The organism is Streptomyces sp. NPDC002776, assembly GCF_053592195.1.
Genome location: NZ_JBSFVG010000010.1, coordinates 1 through 16,804, shown reverse-complemented (window position 1 = coordinate 16,804; position 16,804 = coordinate 1). Strand labels below are relative to the sequence as shown.

The 16,804-nt window shown below is 70.7% G+C and carries 13 protein-coding genes; 9 read left to right on the top strand and 4 right to left on the bottom strand.

What is annotated here, in order from left to right:
* Positions 1 to 49: 49 nt before the first annotated feature.
* Positions 50 to 1,018, top strand: coding sequence for a bifunctional riboflavin kinase/FAD synthetase (locus ACWD11_RS20675; protein ID WP_451284640.1), 969 nt, complete (start codon positions 50 to 52; stop codon positions 1,016 to 1,018).
* Positions 1,019 to 1,089: 71 nt separating this feature from the next.
* On the opposite strand, the gene ACWD11_RS20670 is transcribed toward ACWD11_RS20675, so the two are convergent.
* Both ACWD11_RS20670 and ACWD11_RS20665 read right to left on the bottom strand, forming a co-directional pair.
* Positions 1,090 to 5,124 carry an SCO5717 family growth-regulating ATPase gene (locus ACWD11_RS20670; RefSeq protein WP_451284638.1) on the bottom strand — a complete coding sequence of 1,345 codons (4,035 nt, stop codon included), beginning with the start codon at positions 5,122 to 5,124 and terminating at the stop codon, positions 1,090 to 1,092.
* A gap of 452 nt (positions 5,125 to 5,576) precedes the next feature.
* Positions 5,577 to 5,870: a DUF397 domain-containing protein gene (locus ACWD11_RS20665; RefSeq protein WP_389414669.1), complete on the bottom strand. Its 294-nt coding sequence runs from the start codon at positions 5,868 to 5,870 to the stop codon at positions 5,577 to 5,579.
* Between the two features lie 288 nt (positions 5,871 to 6,158).
* On the opposite strand from ACWD11_RS20665, the gene rpsO reads away from it, so the two are divergent.
* The 5 genes from rpsO to ACWD11_RS20640 all read left to right on the top strand — a co-directional run bounded on the left by rpsO (position 6,159) and on the right by ACWD11_RS20640 (position 11,567).
* Positions 6,159 to 6,446 (top strand): 30S ribosomal protein S15, encoded by a 288-nt coding sequence (gene rpsO, locus ACWD11_RS20660; protein ID WP_015657483.1) that lies wholly within the window; start codon positions 6,159 to 6,161, stop codon positions 6,444 to 6,446.
* Between the two features lie 297 nt (positions 6,447 to 6,743).
* On the top strand, positions 6,744 to 8,963 hold the full coding sequence (locus ACWD11_RS20655; protein WP_389414668.1) for a polyribonucleotide nucleotidyltransferase: 2,220 nt from the start codon (positions 6,744 to 6,746) through the stop codon (positions 8,961 to 8,963).
* Positions 8,960 to 10,339 carry a M16 family metallopeptidase gene (locus ACWD11_RS20650; RefSeq protein WP_389414667.1) on the top strand — a complete coding sequence of 460 codons (1,380 nt, stop codon included), beginning with the start codon at positions 8,960 to 8,962 and terminating at the stop codon, positions 10,337 to 10,339. The genes ACWD11_RS20655 and ACWD11_RS20650 overlap by 4 nt, the downstream gene beginning before the upstream one ends.
* Before the next feature lie 24 nt (positions 10,340 to 10,363).
* Positions 10,364 to 11,116, top strand: coding sequence for a 4-hydroxy-tetrahydrodipicolinate reductase (gene dapB, locus ACWD11_RS20645; protein ID WP_389414666.1), 753 nt, complete (start codon positions 10,364 to 10,366; stop codon positions 11,114 to 11,116).
* A gap of 7 nt (positions 11,117 to 11,123) precedes the next feature.
* Positions 11,124 to 11,567, top strand: a complete 444-nt coding sequence (locus ACWD11_RS20640) for a hypothetical protein (protein WP_451284635.1) — start codon at positions 11,124 to 11,126, stop codon at positions 11,565 to 11,567.
* Between the two features lie 242 nt (positions 11,568 to 11,809).
* On the opposite strand, the gene ACWD11_RS20635 is transcribed toward ACWD11_RS20640, so the two are convergent.
* Entirely contained in the window at positions 11,810 to 12,361 is a 552-nt protein-coding gene (locus ACWD11_RS20635) for a PH domain-containing protein (protein WP_389414664.1), read from the bottom strand.
* Positions 12,362 to 12,462: 101 nt separating this feature from the next.
* Positions 12,463 to 12,615, bottom strand: coding sequence for a hypothetical protein (locus ACWD11_RS20630; protein WP_389414663.1), 153 nt, complete (start codon positions 12,613 to 12,615; stop codon positions 12,463 to 12,465).
* Positions 12,616 to 12,774: 159 nt separating this feature from the next.
* Here ACWD11_RS20630 and thyX point away from each other — a divergent pair, with 159 nt between their 5' ends.
* The 3 genes from thyX (at position 12,775) to ACWD11_RS20615 (ending at position 16,466) form a co-directional block, all read left to right on the top strand.
* Positions 12,775 to 13,515 (top strand): FAD-dependent thymidylate synthase, encoded by a 741-nt coding sequence (thyX, locus tag ACWD11_RS20625; RefSeq protein WP_389414662.1) that lies wholly within the window; start codon positions 12,775 to 12,777, stop codon positions 13,513 to 13,515.
* Positions 13,516 to 13,725: 210 nt separating this feature from the next.
* On the top strand, positions 13,726 to 14,625 hold the full coding sequence (dapA, locus tag ACWD11_RS20620) for a 4-hydroxy-tetrahydrodipicolinate synthase (RefSeq protein WP_451284633.1): 900 nt from the start codon (positions 13,726 to 13,728) through the stop codon (positions 14,623 to 14,625).
* Positions 14,626 to 14,780: 155 nt separating this feature from the next.
* Positions 14,781 to 16,466 carry a ribonuclease J gene (locus ACWD11_RS20615; protein WP_389414660.1) on the top strand — a complete coding sequence of 562 codons (1,686 nt, stop codon included), beginning with the start codon at positions 14,781 to 14,783 and terminating at the stop codon, positions 16,464 to 16,466.
* Positions 16,467 to 16,804: the final 338 nt, after the last annotated feature.

Genomic DNA, 16,804 nt, shown 5'->3' with positions numbered 1-16,804 from the left:
CCTGCGTAGAAGGCAGTGACGGACACGGGTTCGACAAGGAGCGGTCACAGTGCAGCGCTGGCGTGGCTTGGAGGACATCCCCCAGGACTGGGGGCGCAGCGTCGTCACCATCGGGTCCTACGACGGTGTCCACCGCGGACACCAGCTGATCATCCGGCACACCGTGGAACGCGCCCGCGAACTGGGCCTGCCCGCCGTGGTCGTCACCTTCGACCCGCACCCCAAGGAGGTGCTGCGGCCGGGCACCCACCCGCCCCTGCTCGCCCCGCACCACCGGCGGGCCGAACTCATGGCGGAACTGGGCGTGGACGCGGTGCTGGTGCTGCCGTTCACCGCGGAGTTCTCCAACCTCTCCCCGGCGGACTTCATCGTGAAGGTCCTCATCGACAAGCTGCGCGCCAAGGCCGTCGTCGAGGGCCCCAACTTCCGCTTCGGCCACCGCGCGGCGGGCGATGTCGTGTATCTGGCCGAGCTGGGCAAGACGTACGACTTCGACGTCGAGATCGTCGACCTGTACGTGTCCGGTGACGCGGGCGGCGGTCAGCCGTTCTCCTCGACCCTGACCCGGCGGCTGGTCCTGGAGGGCGATGTCGAGGGCGCCGCCGAGATCCTGGGCCGCCCGCACCGGGTCGAGGGCATCGTCGTGCGCGGCGCGCAGCGCGGACGCGAGCTGGGCGTCCCGACGGCGAACGTCGAGACCCTCCCGCACACCGCGATCCCCGCGGACGGTGTCTACGCCGGCTGGCTGCACGCCCAGGGCGAGGTGATGCCGTCGGCGATCTCCGTCGGTACGAACCCGACCTTCGACGGCACCGCACGCACGGTCGAGGCGCATGTCATCGACCGGGTCGGCCTCGATCTGTACGGCCTGCATGTCGCCGTCGACTTCCTCGGCTTCGTGCGCGGCCAGGTGAAGTTCGACTCGCTCGACGCGCTGATCGAGCGAATGATGGAGGACATCAAGATCAGCCGCGATCTGACGGCAGCGGCGGAGGCGGCGGCGCAGGCGAGGGGCTAGTCGCCGCTACGACGCCGAAGGGCGGCCGGTGCCTCGCGGGCACCGGCCGCCCTTTCGTGTGCCGCCACCGCCTACTGCGGGGGCTGCTGGGGGTAGGGGTAGGGCGGCTGCCCGGGCTGCTGCGCCGGCGGCTGACCGGGGTGGCCGGGGCCGGGGCCGTGGCCGTAGGGCTGGCCGGGGGCGTACGGCTGGCCGGGGGCGGGCTGGCCGGGGGCGGGCTGCGCGTGTGTCGGCTGTCCGGGGTGACCGGGCTGGCCGTGGCCGTAAGGCTGGCCGGGGATGGGCTGGCCGGGCAGCGGCGGGGCCGCCACCGGGGGCGGGTTGCCGTCGCTGGTCCACAGGCCGTGGGCCTGCTGGTGGCGGACGAAGTCCTCGGCGACCATCGAGGCGAGGTTGAAGTACGCCTCCCGCACCTTGGGCCGCATCATGTCGAGGTCGACCTCGGCACCGGCGGCGAGGTGCTCGTCGAAGGGCACGACGATGACGCCCCGGCAGCGGGTCTCGAAGTGGCTGACGATGTCGTCGACCTTGATCATCTTGCCGGTGTCGCGGACGCCGGAGATGACGGTGAGGGACCGCGAGACGAGATCGGCGTAGCCGTGCGCCGACAGCCAGTCCAGCGTCGTACTGGCGCTGCTCGCCCCATCCACGGACGGCGTCGAGATGATGATGAGCTGGTCGGCGAGGTCCAGCACACCGCGCATGGCGCTGTAGAGCAGACCGGTGCCGGAGTCGGTGAGGATGATCGGGTACTGCTTGCCCAGTACGTCGATCGCGCGCCGGTAGTCCTCGTCGTTGAACGTCGTGGAGACGGCCGGGTCGACGTCGTTGGCGATGATCTCGAGCCCGGACGGCGCCTGGGAGGTGAACCGGCGGATGTCCATGTACGAGTTGAGGTACGGGATCGCCTGCACGAGGTCACGGATGGTGGCCCCGGTCTCCCGGCGCACCCGGCGGCCGAGGGTGCCGGCGTCCGGGTTGGCGTCGATGGCGAGGATCTTGTCCTGGCGCTCGGTGGCGAGGGTGGAGCCGAGGGCGGTGGTGGTCGTGGTCTTCCCGACGCCGCCCTTGAGGCTGATGACGGCGATCCGGTAGCAGGACAGCACGGGCGTACGGATGAGCTCGAGCTTGCGCTGCCGCTCGGCCTCCTCCTTCTTCCCACCGATCTTGAACCGCCCACCGCCCGCGGCGGGCCGCCCGCTCTTCGCCTTCTGCTTCTTGTTGTTGAGCAGCCGGTCGGACGACAGCTCCACGGCAGCGGTGTAACCGAGCGGCGCGGCCCCGGGGTTGGTCGGCTGCCGCTGATCATGCCGCATCGGCTGAGGCCAGGCGGCCCCGGCCCGGGGGTCGACGGGCTGCTGCGGCGGACCCTGCGGCTGGCTGTGCGGCGGCATGCCGGGCTGGCCCTGCGGGTGGCTGTACGGGGGTACGGCGGGTTGGGCCTGGGGGTGGCCGTGTGTGGGTACGCCCGGCTGGCCCTGCTGGGGTACGGCGGGCTGGGCCTGGGGGTGGTCCTGCGCCGGTACGGCGGGTTGAGCTTGCGGCTGGCCGTGCGGCGGCATGCCGGGCTGGCCCTGCGGGGGTACGGCGGGTTGGGCGGGGTCCTGGCCCGGTACCGGTCCCGGCTGGGCGGGCGGCTGGGGGAAGCCGTAACCGCCGGGCTGCGCGGGGGAGTTGGGAGCGGCGGGGGAGGGCTGCTGCGGAGGCTGGCTCGGCTGTGCGTGCGGGGCCGCGGGGGTGCCGGGCTGCTCAGGCTGGGGGTGCGGCTGGCTGTGCGGCGGCATGCCGGGCTGGCCCTGCGGGGCGGGTTGGGCGGGGTCCTGGCCCGGTACCGGTCCCGGCTGGGCGGGCGGCTGGGGGAAGCCGTAACCGCCGGGCTGCGCGGGGGAGTTGGGGGCGGCGGGGGAGGGCTGCTGCGGAAGCTGGCCCGGCTGTGCGTGCGCGGCCGCGGGGGCGCCGGGGTGTGCGTACGGGGCCGCCGTGGCGCCGGGGTGCGGGAAGCCGTAGCCGCCCTGGGGGTTGGGCACCGGGGCGGCGGGCGGCTGCTGCGCGGGCGTAGCCGGAGTGCCGGGCTGGGGGGAGCCGTATCCGCCTTGCGGGGTGGGGGTGCCGGGCTGGGGGGAGCCGTAGCCGCTCTGCGGGGCGGACGCGGGGTTGGGGGCGTCGGCCATCGGCTGTGCGGGGGCTGCAGGGGTGCCGGGGTGCGGGAAGCCGTAGGCGCCCTGAGGTGTCGGGGCGGAGGTGTCGGTGGATTCCGGTACGGGCGCGGTGGGGGCGCTGGCCTGCGGGAAGCCGTAGCCGCCTTGCGGGCTGGGGGTGGAGGGCTGAGCGCCGGGCTGAGGGGAGCTGTAGCCGTCCTGGGGCGCGGGTGCCGGGGAGTCGGTGGGGTGCGGGGCCCTGAGTTCCTGCGCCGGTGCGGTGGGGGCGCCGGGGTGCGGGAAGCCTGAGGCGCCCTGGGGGTTGGGCGCCGGGGCGGCGGGCGGCTGTTGCGCGGGCGCGGTGGGCGTGCCGGGCTGCGGGGCCGTGGGTTCCTGCGCGGGGGCTGCCGGAGTGCCGGGGTGCGGGAAGCCGTAGCCGCCCTGCGGTGCGGGGGCGCCGGGGGGCGGGGGCGTCGGCTGGGCCCAGGTCGCGGGCGCGGGCTGCGGGGCCTGCGGCTGGAACGGAGGCTGCTGCTGCGGCTCCGCGGGAGCCACCGGCTCCCGCTGCTGTACGGGCCACTGCGGCGCCGACGGCGGAGCCGCGGGCTGGTACGACGGCGGCAGCGGCGGCACCCCGACCGGCGGTGTCGGCGGAGGAGTCCAGGCGGCAGCCGCGGGTACGGCGTCCTGCGGCTCGGCGTCGGCCTGTACGGCGTCCTGGGGCTCGGCGTCGGCGGGTACGGCGTCCTGCGGCTGCGCGTCGGCGGGTACGGCCTCCTGCGGTTCCGCGTCGGCGGGTACGGCGTCCTGGGGTTCGGCGTCGGCCTCTGCGGCCTCTTCCTTCGGTTCCGTGTAGGCCCGTGTCGCGTCTTCCGGTTCGGCGTCAGCTGGTACGACGTCCTCCGGCTCTGCCTCTGCCTCGTCCGAAGGCTCAGCCTCATCGGTTACGACGTCCTCCGGGACGGAGTCAGTCGGCTCCTGCTCGGACAGCTCGGCGTCCGAGCCGTCCGGCTCCGTGTCCGCCAGTTCCGCGGTCCGGTGCTCGGTGCTCTCCACCTCCGCGTCCACCAGTTCCGCGTCCGCCAGTTCCGCGTCCTCCGGCTCGGCCGCCACCGCGTCCGTTTCGGTCGGGACGACACCGGAGTCGCCCGAGGCGTCCTCGGGCTCTACCTCCGGCTCCTGCTCCCCGGAGACACCGTCCTCGTCCTCCGACGGCAGCCCCGCCCCGGCCTCCGCCGCGCGCTCCTCGATCTCCCGCTGCAGCGCCACCGCGGAGAACCGCATCGTGGCGCCGCTCTCCAGGTCACCGTTCCCTGAGTCGGACTCCTCGGCGGCCGGAGCCGTGGAAGAAGCCTCGGAAGGCGCGGAAGCAGGCGTGCTCCACTGCGACTGGAACCCCCCGACGGGGATGCTCGGCACGGCCGTAGGAGATGCCGCATCCCCCGCGGGCGGATCCGCGGGCGGCGTCTCCTGCGGTTCGAAACCACTCCCCACCGGCAGCTTGGGCACCGCGACCGGCCCCCCAGCCGCAGGCAGCGGCGGAGTGAAAGGCGCCCCGGGCGCGGGCCGCACCGCAGGAGCGGGCGGAGTGAAAGGCGCCCCCGGAGCAGGCGTCCCCTGCGGAACGGGCGGCGTCAGCCCCGGGAGCGAGGAAGGCAGCGCGGTGGGAGAGGGCGTGAAGGTCGGCCGAGCAGCGGAACCACCTTCACCGGCAGGGCCACCTTCACCCGCCGCCGAAGAGTCCGATGCCGAACCAGAGGACCCCGTAGAGCCAGAGGCACCCGACGCCCCCGACCCGCTCTCGTCCCGCCCCGCCCCGGCGGAGCCACTCGCGTTCTGCGTGTACCAGGCAGGCGGCGCATAGTCGATGGTGAACTCACCCGTGACCTCGTTCGCCGACTCCGCGTCGGGCTGGTCATCGCCGGGTGTGGCCCAGCCCCCGCGGATCCCGTCCCGATCGCTGCTCACAGTTCCTCCTGGTGTGGTCGAGCACCCCCATGCCGTGCCGGGGCGACCCTTGCTCGTCGTCCGAAGTCGTTCGAGGTCGTCCGTTTCGGTCGGCTCTCCCCCTGGGCCACCGACGCCCGGTCCACGGGTTCTGGCGTCGCGCCCGGTCCCAGCCTAATCACCACGGGCATCACCCCGGCAGGCCCGTCCACCCCCGAGCAGCCGCCCACTGCGTCACAGCCTGCCCCGAAGTGCCGTACACAGCCGTCCTATTGGTGAACAAACCGGACGACACCTCTGAACAATCCAGAACGAAAGCGAAGCAAGCGACCAAGCCACCCCGCGCAACCACCCCGCCGCACACCCGCGCAACCACCCCGCCGCACAAGAGAATTGGCGGCCGCGGAGAGCCACGAACCCGCACCCCCACGACCGCCTGGGAACCGCCCGTCGACCCGACGACCGCCCGTCGATCACTCCCCCTCAGAACCGCCGCTCCCCGGCGCCGGCTCCAGGTCGAACTCCCCGTCCCGCGCGCCCAGCACGAACGCCCGCCACTCGGCCTCCGTATAGCGCAGCACCGTCTCCGGCTCCAGCGACGACCGCATCGCCACCGCCCCGCCGGGCAGCTGCGCGATCTCCACCCGCTCCTCGTGTGCCTCCGTGCCCGGCGCGCTCTGCCACTCCACGCCCGAGATGTCGAGGGCGTACAGCTCGTCGCGCTCCCGCTCCTTGCGCGCCTTGATCTCCGCTTCCGTCTCCGCCATGCCCAGCGACCCCTTCCAGACTTCCGGCGTACGGGTCCTTACGACGTACGCTTGATCGGCGCGCTCACCCTAGTGGTCCATTCCTCGCGATCAGGGCGGTTCCGGAACCGATGCAAGGGCGCCCACCTCTGGCTGGTACCCTGAGTGACGGCCGTTTGTGTACGCACCCCCGGAGCGCTCGCTCTGGAGGCCGCGCCCAGCGGATCCCCGCCTCCCGAGTAACGGAAGCTCCCCCGAGACATAGACCGGGGGCACTCGGTGGCCACTCAGAGACTACGAGGAGTACGCGTGCCGCTCGACGCCGCTACGAAGAAGCAGATCATCAGCGAGTTCGGTCAGAAGGAGGGCGACACCGGCTCCCCCGAGGTCCAGGTCGCCATGCTCTCGCGCCGGATCTCGGACCTGACCGAGCACCTCAAGACCCACAAGCACGACCACCACTCCCGTCGTGGTCTGCTGATCCTGGTCGGTCAGCGTCGCCGCCTTCTCCAGTACCTGGCGAAGAAGGACATCCAGCGCTTCCGTGCGCTGGTCGACCGCCTCGGCATCCGCCGCGGTGCGGCGGGCGCCAAGTAAGACGCCGTGAAGGGAGCGGTTCCCGAAACGATCGGGGGCCGCTCCCTTTGCCGTACGTACGGAGCCGTAGACACGGAAACGTGCGGAGTATCACACCCGCTTTGTAGTGTGGTAGCACAACGCAGTGGCACGAGGAGAAGTGCACCTCGCCGCCGCCGGTCCTCGGTAGTGGCCCCCGGGCAATGCGAACCCGGGTGCTTCGATCGAAGACCGGCCCGCAGAGCGCTTCTCCGCCCCCGTCCCCCCGCCACACGGGCGGATCGGGACAAAAGACGAAAAGTAATGGAGAAATTGCTAGTGGAGAACGAGACCCACTACGCCGAGGCCGTCATCGACAATGGCGCCTTCGGCACCCGCACCATCCGCTTCGAGACGGGCCGCCTGGCCAAGCAGGCCGCCGGTTCCGCCGTGGCGTACCTGGACGACGACACCATGGTGCTGTCGGCCACCACCGCCTCCAAGAACCCCAAGGACCAGCTCGACTTCTTCCCGCTGACGGTGGACGTCGAGGAGCGGATGTACGCCGCCGGCAAGATCCCCGGCAGCTTCTTCCGCCGCGAGGGCCGTCCCTCCGAGGACGCCATCCTCACCTGCCGGCTGATCGACCGCCCGCTGCGCCCGTCCTTCAAGAAGGGCCTGCGCAACGAGATCCAGGTCGTCGCCACGATCATGGCGCTCAACCCCGACCACCTGTACGACGTCGTGGCGATCAACGCCGCCTCCGCGTCCACGCAGCTGGCCGGTCTGCCCTTCTCCGGCCCGATCGGCGGCGTCCGCGTCGCGCTGATCCGCGGCCAGTGGGTGGCGTTCCCGACGCACACCGAGCTCGAGGACGCCGTCTTCGACATGGTCGTCGCGGGCCGCACCCTGGAGGACGGCGACGTCGCGATCATGATGGTCGAGGCCGAGGCCACCGAGAAGACCATCAAGCTGGTCGAGGGCGGCGCCGAGGCGCCGACCGAGGAGGTCGTCGCCGCCGGTCTGGACGCCGCGAAGCCCTTCATCAAGGTGCTCTGCAGGGCCCAGGCCGACCTCGCCGCCAAGGCCGCCAAGCCGACCGGCGAGTTCCCGGTCTTCCTGGACTACCAGGACGACGTCCTCGAGGCGCTCACCGCCGCCGTCAAGCCGGAGCTCGCCTCCGCGCTGACCATCGCCGGCAAGCAGGAGCGCGAGGCCGAGCTGGACCGCGTCAAGGCGCTCGCGGCCGAGAAGCTCCTGCCGGAGTTCGAGGGCCGCGAGAAGGAGATCTCCGCCGCGTACCGCTCGCTGACCAAGACCCTGGTCCGTGAGCGCGTCATCAAGGAGAAGAAGCGCATGGACGGCCGCGGTGTCACCGACATCCGCACCCTGGCCGCCGAGGTCGAGGCCATCCCGCGCGTGCACGGCTCCGCGGTCTTCGAGCGTGGCGAGACCCAGATCCTGGGCGTCACCACCCTCAACATGCTCCGCATGGAGCAGCAGCTGGACACCCTCTCCCCGGTGACCCGCAAGCGCTACATGCACAACTACAACTTCCCGCCGTACTCCACCGGCGAGACCGGCCGCGTCGGCTCCCCGAAGCGCCGCGAGATCGGCCACGGCGCCCTCGCCGAGCGCGCCCTCGTGCCGGTCCTGCCGACGCGCGAGGAGTTCCCCTACGCGATCCGCCAGGTCTCCGAGGCGCTGAGCTCCAACGGCTCGACGTCCATGGGCTCGGTCTGCGCCTCCACCATGTCGCTGCTGAACGCCGGTGTGCCGCTGAAGGCCCCCGTCGCCGGTATCGCCATGGGCCTGATCTCCCAGGAGATCGAGGGCGAGACGCACTACGTCACCCTCACCGACATCCTCGGTGCGGAGGACGCCTTCGGCGACATGGACTTCAAGGTCGCCGGCACCAAGGAGTTCGTGACCGCCCTCCAGCTCGACACCAAGCTGGACGGCATCCCGGCCTCCGTCCTGGCCGCGGCCCTCAAGCAGGCCCGCGACGCCCGCCTCCACATCCTCGACGTGATGATGGAAGCGATCGACACGCCGGACGAGATGTCCCCGAACGCCCCGCGGATCATCACCGTGAAGATCCCCGTGGACAAGATCGGTGAGGTCATCGGCCCCAAGGGCAAGATGATCAACCAGATCCAGGAGGACACCGGCGCCGAGATCACGATCGAGGACGACGGCACCATCTACATCGGTGCCCAGGTCGGCTCGCAGGCCGAGGCCGCCCGCGCCACGATCAACTCGATCGCCAATCCGACCATGCCGGAGGTCGGCGAGCGCTACCTGGGCACGGTCGTGAAGACGACCACCTTCGGCGCGTTCGTCTCGCTGCTCCCGGGCAAGGACGGTCTGCTGCACATCTCGCAGATCCGCAAGCTCGCCGGCGGCAAGCGCGTGGAGAACGTCGAGGACGTGCTCGGCGTGGGCGCCAAGGTCCAGGTCGAGATCGCCGAGATCGACTCGCGCGGCAAGCTCTCCCTCATCCCGGTGATCGAGGGCGAAGAGGCTTCCGAGGACACGAAGGACGACACCGACCAGTGACGTCGAGCACCTCCAGGACGACGGCCCGCACCTCCACGGAGGCGCGGGCCGTCGCCCGTACCCAAACGCTCATCAAGGGCGAGAACGGCATCGGCACGGTCCGTAAGACCACCCTCCCGGGCGGCCTGCGCATCGTCACCGAGACCCTGCCCTCGGTCCGCTCCGCGACCTTCGGTATCTGGGCGCACGTCGGCTCCCGCGACGAGACCCCGGCCCTGAACGGCGCCACGCACTACCTGGAGCACCTGCTCTTCAAGGGCACCCGGCGCCGTTCGGCCCTGGACATCTCCTCCGCCCTCGACGCCGTCGGCGGCGAGATGAACGCGTTCACGGCGAAGGAGTACACGTGCTACTACGCGCGTGTCCTCGACACCGACCTGCCGCTCGCCATCGACGTCGTCTGCGACATGCTCACGGGCTCGCTGATCCTGGAGGAGGACGTCAACGTCGAGCGCGGCGCGATCCTCGAGGAGATCGCGATGACCGAGGACGACCCGGGCGACTGCGTGCACGACCTGTTCGCGCACACGATGTTCGGCGACAACCCCCTCGGCCGCCCGGTCCTCGGCACGGTCGACACGGTCAACGCCCTCACCGCCGACCGCATCCGCCGCTTCTACAAGAAGCACTACGACCCGACCCACCTGGTCGTGGCCGCCGCGGGCAACATCGACCACAACAAGGTCGTACGGCAGGTCCGGGCCGCCTTCGAGAAGGCCGGCGCCCTGACGAACCTCGACGCCACGCCGATCGCCCCGCGCGGCGGGAGGCGCGCGCTGCGCACGGCGGGCCGCGTCGAGCTGATCGGCCGCAAGACCGAGCAGGCGCACGTCGTCCTCGGCATGCCGGGCCTCGCCCGCACCGACGAGCGCCGCTGGGCCCTGGGCGTGCTGAACACGGCCCTGGGCGGCGGGATGTCGTCCCGGCTCTTCCAGGAGGTCCGGGAGAAGCGCGGCCTGGCGTACAGCGTGTACTCGTACACATCCGGCTTCGCCGACTGCGGCCTGTTCGGCGTCTACGCCGGCTGCCGGCCCTCGCAGGTGCACGACGTGCTGAAGATCTGCCGCGACGAACTCGACCAGGTCGCCGAGCACGGGCTGTCCGACGACGAGATCGGCCGCGCCATCGGCCAGCTCCGGGGCTCCACCGTCCTCGGCCTGGAGGACACGGGCGCGCTGATGAACCGTATCGGCAAGAGCGAGCTGTGCTGGGGCGACCAGATGTCCGTGGACGACATGCTGGCCCGGATAGCGTCGGTCACCCCGGACGACGTCCGCTCGGTGGCCCGGGACATCCTGGGACAGCGGCCCTCCCTGTCGGTCATCGGCCCGCTGAAGGACAAACAGGCGTCCCGTCTGCACGAAGCGGTCGCGTAAGCCTCTCCCGAAGGAAGCAAGAAGATGAGCAAGCTGCGAGTGGCGGTCCTCGGTGCCAAGGGCCGGATCGGTTCCGAGGCGGTCCGGGCCGTCGAGGCGGCCGACGACATGGAGCTGGTCGCCGCCCTGGGCCGGGGCGACACCCTGGACACCCTGGCCGGGACCGGCGCCCAGGTCGCCGTCGAACTGACCACGCCGGACTCGGTGATGGACAACCTCGACTACTGCGTGCGCCACGGCATCCACGCGGTCGTCGGTACGACGGGCTGGACCGACGAGCGCCTCGCGCAGCTGAAGGGCTGGCTGGCCGAGTCCCCGGAGACGGGCGTGCTCATCGCGCCCAACTTCTCCATCGGGGCCGTCCTGACCATGAAGTTCGCGCAGATCGCCGCACCCTGGTTCGAGTCGGTCGAGGTCGTCGAGCTGCACCACCCCAAGAAGGTGGACGCGCCCAGCGGCACCGCCACCCGCACCGCCCAGCTCATCGCCGAGGCCCGCGCCAAGGCCGGCTCGGCCCCCGCACCGGACGCCACGACCACCGCCCTGGACGGTGCGCGCGGCGCCAGCGTGGACGGGATCCCGGTCCACGCGATCCGGCTGCGGGGCCTGCTGGCCCACCAGGAGGTCCTGCTGGGCGGCGAGGGCGAGACCCTCACCGTCCGCCATGACTCCCTGCACCACAGCAGCTTCATGCCGGGCATCCTGCTCGGCGCCCGCCGCGTGGTGGCCACCCCCGGCCTCACCGTCGGCCTGGAAAACTTCCTGGACCTGGGCTGACCGACTGATGCGCGCGAAGATCTCCTACGCCGTCACGGCCGCCGTCCTGGTCGTCTACTTCGTCCTGGTCGGCAGCCGGGGCCTGATGCTCATCCAGGCCGGCACCCTGCTCACCGTCGCCTTCGGTGTCGCGGTGCTGATCCTGCCGCTGATCGGCCTGTGGTTCCTGTGGAAGAACACCGAGTTCGTCCGCAAGGCCAATAAGCTCGCCGCCGAACTCGACGCCGAGGGCGGCCTGCCCGTCGACGAGCTGAAGCGCACCGCCAGCGGGCGCATCGACCGTGACTCGGCCGACGAGGTCTTCGCCCGCCGCAAGGCCGAGACGGAGGACGCCCCGGACGACTGGCGCAGCTGGTTCCGCCTCGCCATCGCCTACCACGACGCCCGCGACACCCCCCGCGCAAGAAAGGCGATGCAGCGAGCCATCGCGCTCCGCGAAACAGCCCGCTGAAGCACGCCCCACGCTTCGATGGTGTCCGCGACGGGATCGTTCGCGTCCGGCCGAGCCGGGCAGCGTCCCGAAGGGGCGCGGGGAACTGCGCGACGAGCCCCCACGACCCGCGGAGTGCCTCCGGACCCCAGGCTTGGATGGTGTCCGCGGCCCGGACGAACGATCGCCCGGAGGAGCGTCCCGAAGGGGCGCGCGGAACTGCGCGATCAGCCCCCACCGCCCCGCAGATTGTCACGGCGCCCCTAGCGGCGCGCTTCCGCGCCCCAGGCCTCGATCGTGTCCGCGGCCCGGTCGAACGCCTCCGGCCGCGCCAGGAAGTCCGCGTTGTGCGTGGTCAGCAGCGGCGGCAGATCGTCCGCGGCCCGGTCGGCGCGTACGAGGACCAGGGCCTGCCCCTGCAGAGTGCGCGGAAGCCCGAGCCAGCGCACCGGCCGCTGCACCGTGCGCACCGCGACGACTTGTTCCCAGGGCGTCGTACGCGTGACGAAGAACCCGACATGGCGTAGCCCTTGGGCACTCACCCACACGCCCATGCGCAGCAGCCGCAGCGCGACGGCGATCGCGGCCACGGCGATGCCGAAGACCACGCCGGCCTCGGCCGGTGTGCCGGTCAGCGCGATGATCACCGCCGCGAACAGCACGTAGGAGGCGAGCAGCAGTACAACCGCGGCCGCGCCCACCCGCCAGGGGCCCGGGCGGTAGGGGCGTCGCCAGCGGTCACGGTCGTCGAAGGGCAGCGCGACATCGTCGGCTGTTTCGAAGGCTCGGTCGGCCGTCAGGAAGGGCAGGGGCACGGCTGGTCCTCACTCAATCCATGCTGGGCTGTGCCCGGTGAGGCTATCGACCTGTGTCCCGGCTCACCACCCTTGGGGGTCCGGATGGGTCGGTACCGGCCTCAGCGCCCGTCGGACGCCTGCGTCTGCTGCGTCTGCTGCGACGGCTGGTCGGCGGAGAGCGCCGGCATCCCGAGGACGAGCGAGCCCGCCGGCGCGGACACGATGGTGGGCCCGAGGAACCAGCGCCGTACGGGCTCGCGCCGACGGAACATCGGAGATCCTGCTCCTCACGGGAGCCGAACGAATCACTGTCACCAACACAGACGAGCGGGTACCGGGAGAAGTGCCGGTCAACCGGGAAAAACCTCGCGCCTCGCCGCTGAGTAGAGTGGGCGCCGCCCGAGTGAAGTGATGGAAGGACCCTCCACGTCGTGACCGACACCCCCGCCGACGACCTCAAGCCCAGCTACCGCAGCGACGTCACCGTCGAGCTGGTCAAGCACAGCGCGGCCGACTCCGACGTGCTGTGGGCCGCCCGCGTCTCCACCGCCGGCGAGCAGTCCCTGGACGAGCTGAAGAAGGACCCCGAGCGCTCCAAGGGCCTCATCAACTACCTGATGCGGGACCGGCACGGCAGCCCCTTCGAGCACAACTCGATGACCTTCTTCATCAGCGCCCCGATCTTCGTCTTCCGCGAGTTCATGCGGCACCGCGTCGGCTGGTCCTACAACGAGGAATCAGGCCGGTACCGGGAGCTCCAGCCGGTCTTCTACGTCCCCGCCGAGTCCCGCAAGCTCGTCCAGGAGGGCCGCCCGGGCAAGTATGTCTTCGTGGAGGGCACCCAGGCCCAGCAGGAGCTGGTCGGCCGCTCGATGGAGGACTCCTACCGCCGGTCGTACGAGGCGTACCAGGAGATGCTCGCCGCCGGCGTCGCCCGCGAGGTCGCCCGCGCGGTCCTCCCCGTGGGCCTGTTCTCCTCCATGTACGCCACCTGCAACGCCCGCTCGCTGATGCACTTCCTCGGTCTGCGCACCCAGCACGAGCTGGCCAAGGTCCCGTCCTTCCCGCAGCGGGAGATCGAGATGGTCGGCGAGAAGATGGAGGCGGAGTGGGCCAAGCTCATGCCGCTCACCTACGCCGCCTTCAATGCGAACGGACGTGTGGCGCCGTAGCGCATCCGAGTTCCCGGTCGGGCACAGATGTACGGGTCAGCCTCATGAGGTGTCCGGATTGCGGCATTTAGCGAAGTTCATCTAGCCTGATCAAACGGACCCGGCACTGCTTGAACCCCCGAGCAGGCAGTGCCGGGCTCCTTCTTTGTCAGGACTTTCCCCGCACCCCTAGGGCAGACCGCGCCTTGAGCAACGAGTAGCGTGTAACCCATGGCTCCGACCTCCACTCCGCAGACCCCCTTCGGGCGGGTCCTCACCGCTATGGTCACGCCCTTCACGGCGGACGGCGCACTCGACCTCGACGGCGCGCAGCGGCTCGCCTCGCACCTGGTGGACGCAGGCAACGACGGCCTGATCATCAACGGCACCACAGGCGAGTCCCCCACCACCAGCGACGCGGAGAAAGCGGATCTCGTACGAGCCGTACTGGAGGCGGTGGGCGACCGCGCCCACATCGTGGCCGGAGTCGGCACCAACGACACCCACCACAGCATGGAGCTCGCCCGCCAGGCCGAGAAGACCGGCGCCCACGGCCTGCTGATCGTCACGCCGTACTACAACAAGCCCCCGCAGGAGGGCCTGTACCGGCACTTCCGGACCATCGCCGACGCCACCGAGCTGCCGGTCATGCTCTACGACATCCCCGGCCGCAGCGGCGTCCCGATCAGCACCGAGACACTCGTCCGGCTCGCCGAGCACCCCCGGATCGTCGCCAACAAGGACGCCAAGGGCGACCTCGGCCGCGCCAGCTGGGCCATCGCCCGCTCCAGCCTCGCCTGGTATTCCGGCGACGACATGCTGAACCTGCCGCTCCTCTCCGTGGGCGCGGTCGGCTTCGTCTCCGTCGTCGGCCATGTCGTCACCCCGGAGCTGCGCGCCCTCGTCGACGCGTACACCAGCGGTGACGTCCAGAAGGCGACCGAGATCCACCAGAAGCTGCTGCCCGTCTACACGGGCATGTTCCGCACCCAGGGCGTCATGACCACCAAGGCCGCGCTCACCCTCCAGGGCCTGCCCGCCGGACCGTTGCGCGCCCCGATGGTCGAATGCTCGCCCGAGGAAATCGAACAGCTCAAGATCGATCTTGCCGCGGGTGGGGTAGAGCTCTAGCACGAGACTTCGCGCGGCCCGACCGCGCGCACCGACTTCACAACTGAATAGGCAGGCCACCGGTGCCTGCACCACAACGACAACTGCTTCTGCACGAACGTCATGCGCGCCACGTGCCCTACCGGTACGTGGCGCGCGTGGTTGAGGAGAGTCTTTTGAGTCATCCGCATCCTGAACTCAGCCCGCCCCCGCCGCTCCCCGAAGGCGGCCTGCGGGTCACCCCGCTCGGCGGCCTCGGTGAAATCGGCCGGAACATGACGGTCTTCGAATACGGCGGCCGCCTGCTGATCGTCGACTGCGGAGTGCTCTTCCCCGAGGAGGAGCAGCCCGGAATCGACCTGATCCTGCCGGACTTCTCATCCATCAGGGACCGCCTCGACGACATCGAGGGCATCGTCCTCACCCACGGCCACGAGGACCACATCGGCGGCGTCCCCTTCCTGCTCCGCGAGAAGCCGGACATCCCGCTGATCGGCTCCAAGCTGACCCTCGCGCTCATCGAGGCCAAGCTCCAGGAGCACCGCATCCGCCCGTACACCCTCGAGGTGGCGGAGGGGAACCGCGAGCGCATCGGCCCCTTCGACTGCGAGTTCGTCGCCGTCAACCACTCCATCCCCGACGCCCTGGCCGTCGCCATCCGCACCCCCGCGGGCATGGTGGTCCACACGGGCGACTTCAAAATGGACCAGCTCCCGCTGGACAACCGGCTCACGGACCTGCACGCGTTCGCACGCCTGAGCGAAGAGGGCATCGACCTTCTCCTCAGTGACTCGACGAACGCCGAGGTCCCGGGGTTCGTTCCGCCGGAGCGCGAGATCTCCAACGTCCTGCGCCAGGTCTTCGCCGGGGCCCGCAAGCGGATCATCGTGGCGAGCTTCGCCAGCCACGTCCACCGCATCCAGCAGATCCTGGACGCCGCTCACGAACACGGCCGCCGGGTCGCCTTCGTCGGCCGCTCGATGGTCCGCAACATGGGTATCGCCCGCGACCTGGGGTATCTGAAGGTCCCGCCGGGCCTGGTGGTGGACGTCAGGACGCTGGACGACCTGCCCGAGAGCGAGATCGTGCTGGTCTGCACGGGCTCCCAGGGCGAACCGATGGCCGCCCTGTCCCGCATGGCCAACCGCGACCACCAGATCCGCATCGTCGACGGCGACACGGTGATCCTGGCGTCGTCGCTGATCCCCGGCAACGAGAACGCTGTCTACCGCGTCATCAACGGCCTGACCCGCTGGGGAGCCAACGTCGTCCACAAGGGCAACGCCAAGGTGCACGTCTCGGGCCACGCGTCCGCGGGTGAGCTCCTGTACTTCTACAACATCTGCCGTCCGCGGAACCTGATGCCGGTCCACGGCGAATGGCGCCACCTGCGCGCCAACGCCGAGCTGGGCGCCATGACCGGCGTCCCGCACGACCGGATCGTCATCGCCGAGGACGGCGTGGCCGTCGACCTCATCGAGGGCAAGGCCAAGATCTCCGGCAAGGTCCAGGCGGGTTACGTCTACGTCGACGGCCTCTCCGTCGGTGACGTGGGCGAGCCGGCGCTGAAGGACCGCAAGATCCTCGGCGACGAGGGCATCATCTCGGTCTTCGTGGTCGTGGACTCCTCCACCGGCAAGATCACGGGCGGACCGCACATCCAGGCCCGCGGCTCCGGCATCGATGACTCCGCCTTCGGGGATGTCATCCCGAGGATCACGGAGGTGCTGGAGCGGTCGGCTCAGGACGGCGTCGTCGAGCCCCACCAGCTCCAGCAGCTGATCCGCCGCACCCTGGGCAAGTGGGTCTCCGACACCTATCGCCGCAGGCCGATGATCCTCCCTGTCGTGGTGGAGGTCTGACGGACCGTCGGCTCTCTGACGCGTGAACCCGGAGCGGGGCGCCTCGATTTGCATCGAGGCGCCCCGCTCCAGTACGTTTACGGCTCCGCCTGACCGGGAACCCGACCACTTCGTGCGTCGGAACCAGTCCCCGCAGGGGGCGGGAAATCCGACTCAGAACTTCTGATAAAGTCGGATCCGCCGGAAAGGGAAACGCGAAAGCGGAAACCTGGAAAGCACCGAGGAAATCGGATCGGAAAAGGATCTGATAGAGTCGGAAACGCAAGACCGAAGGGAAGCCCGGAGGAAAGCCCGAGAGGGTGAGTACAAAGGAAGCGACCGTTCCTTGAGAACTCAAC

What these genes read in the sequence shown, in the direction of transcription:
- ACWD11_RS20665 (WP_389414669.1), bottom strand. Translation starts at nt 5,870, where the DNA reads ATGGCGGAGACGGAAGCGGAGATCAAGGCGCGCAAGGAGCGGGAGCGC.
- dapB (WP_389414666.1), top strand. Translation starts at nt 10,364, where the DNA reads ATGAGCAAGCTGCGAGTGGCGGTCCTCGGTGCCAAGGGCCGGATCGGT.
- ACWD11_RS20640 (WP_451284635.1), top strand. Translation starts at nt 11,124, where the DNA reads ATGCGCGCGAAGATCTCCTACGCCGTCACGGCCGCCGTCCTGGTCGTC.
- ACWD11_RS20630 (WP_389414663.1), bottom strand. Translation starts at nt 12,615, where the DNA reads ATGTTCCGTCGGCGCGAGCCCGTACGGCGCTGGTTCCTCGGGCCCACC.
- dapA (WP_451284633.1), top strand. Translation starts at nt 13,726, where the DNA reads ATGGCTCCGACCTCCACTCCGCAGACCCCCTTCGGGCGGGTCCTCACC.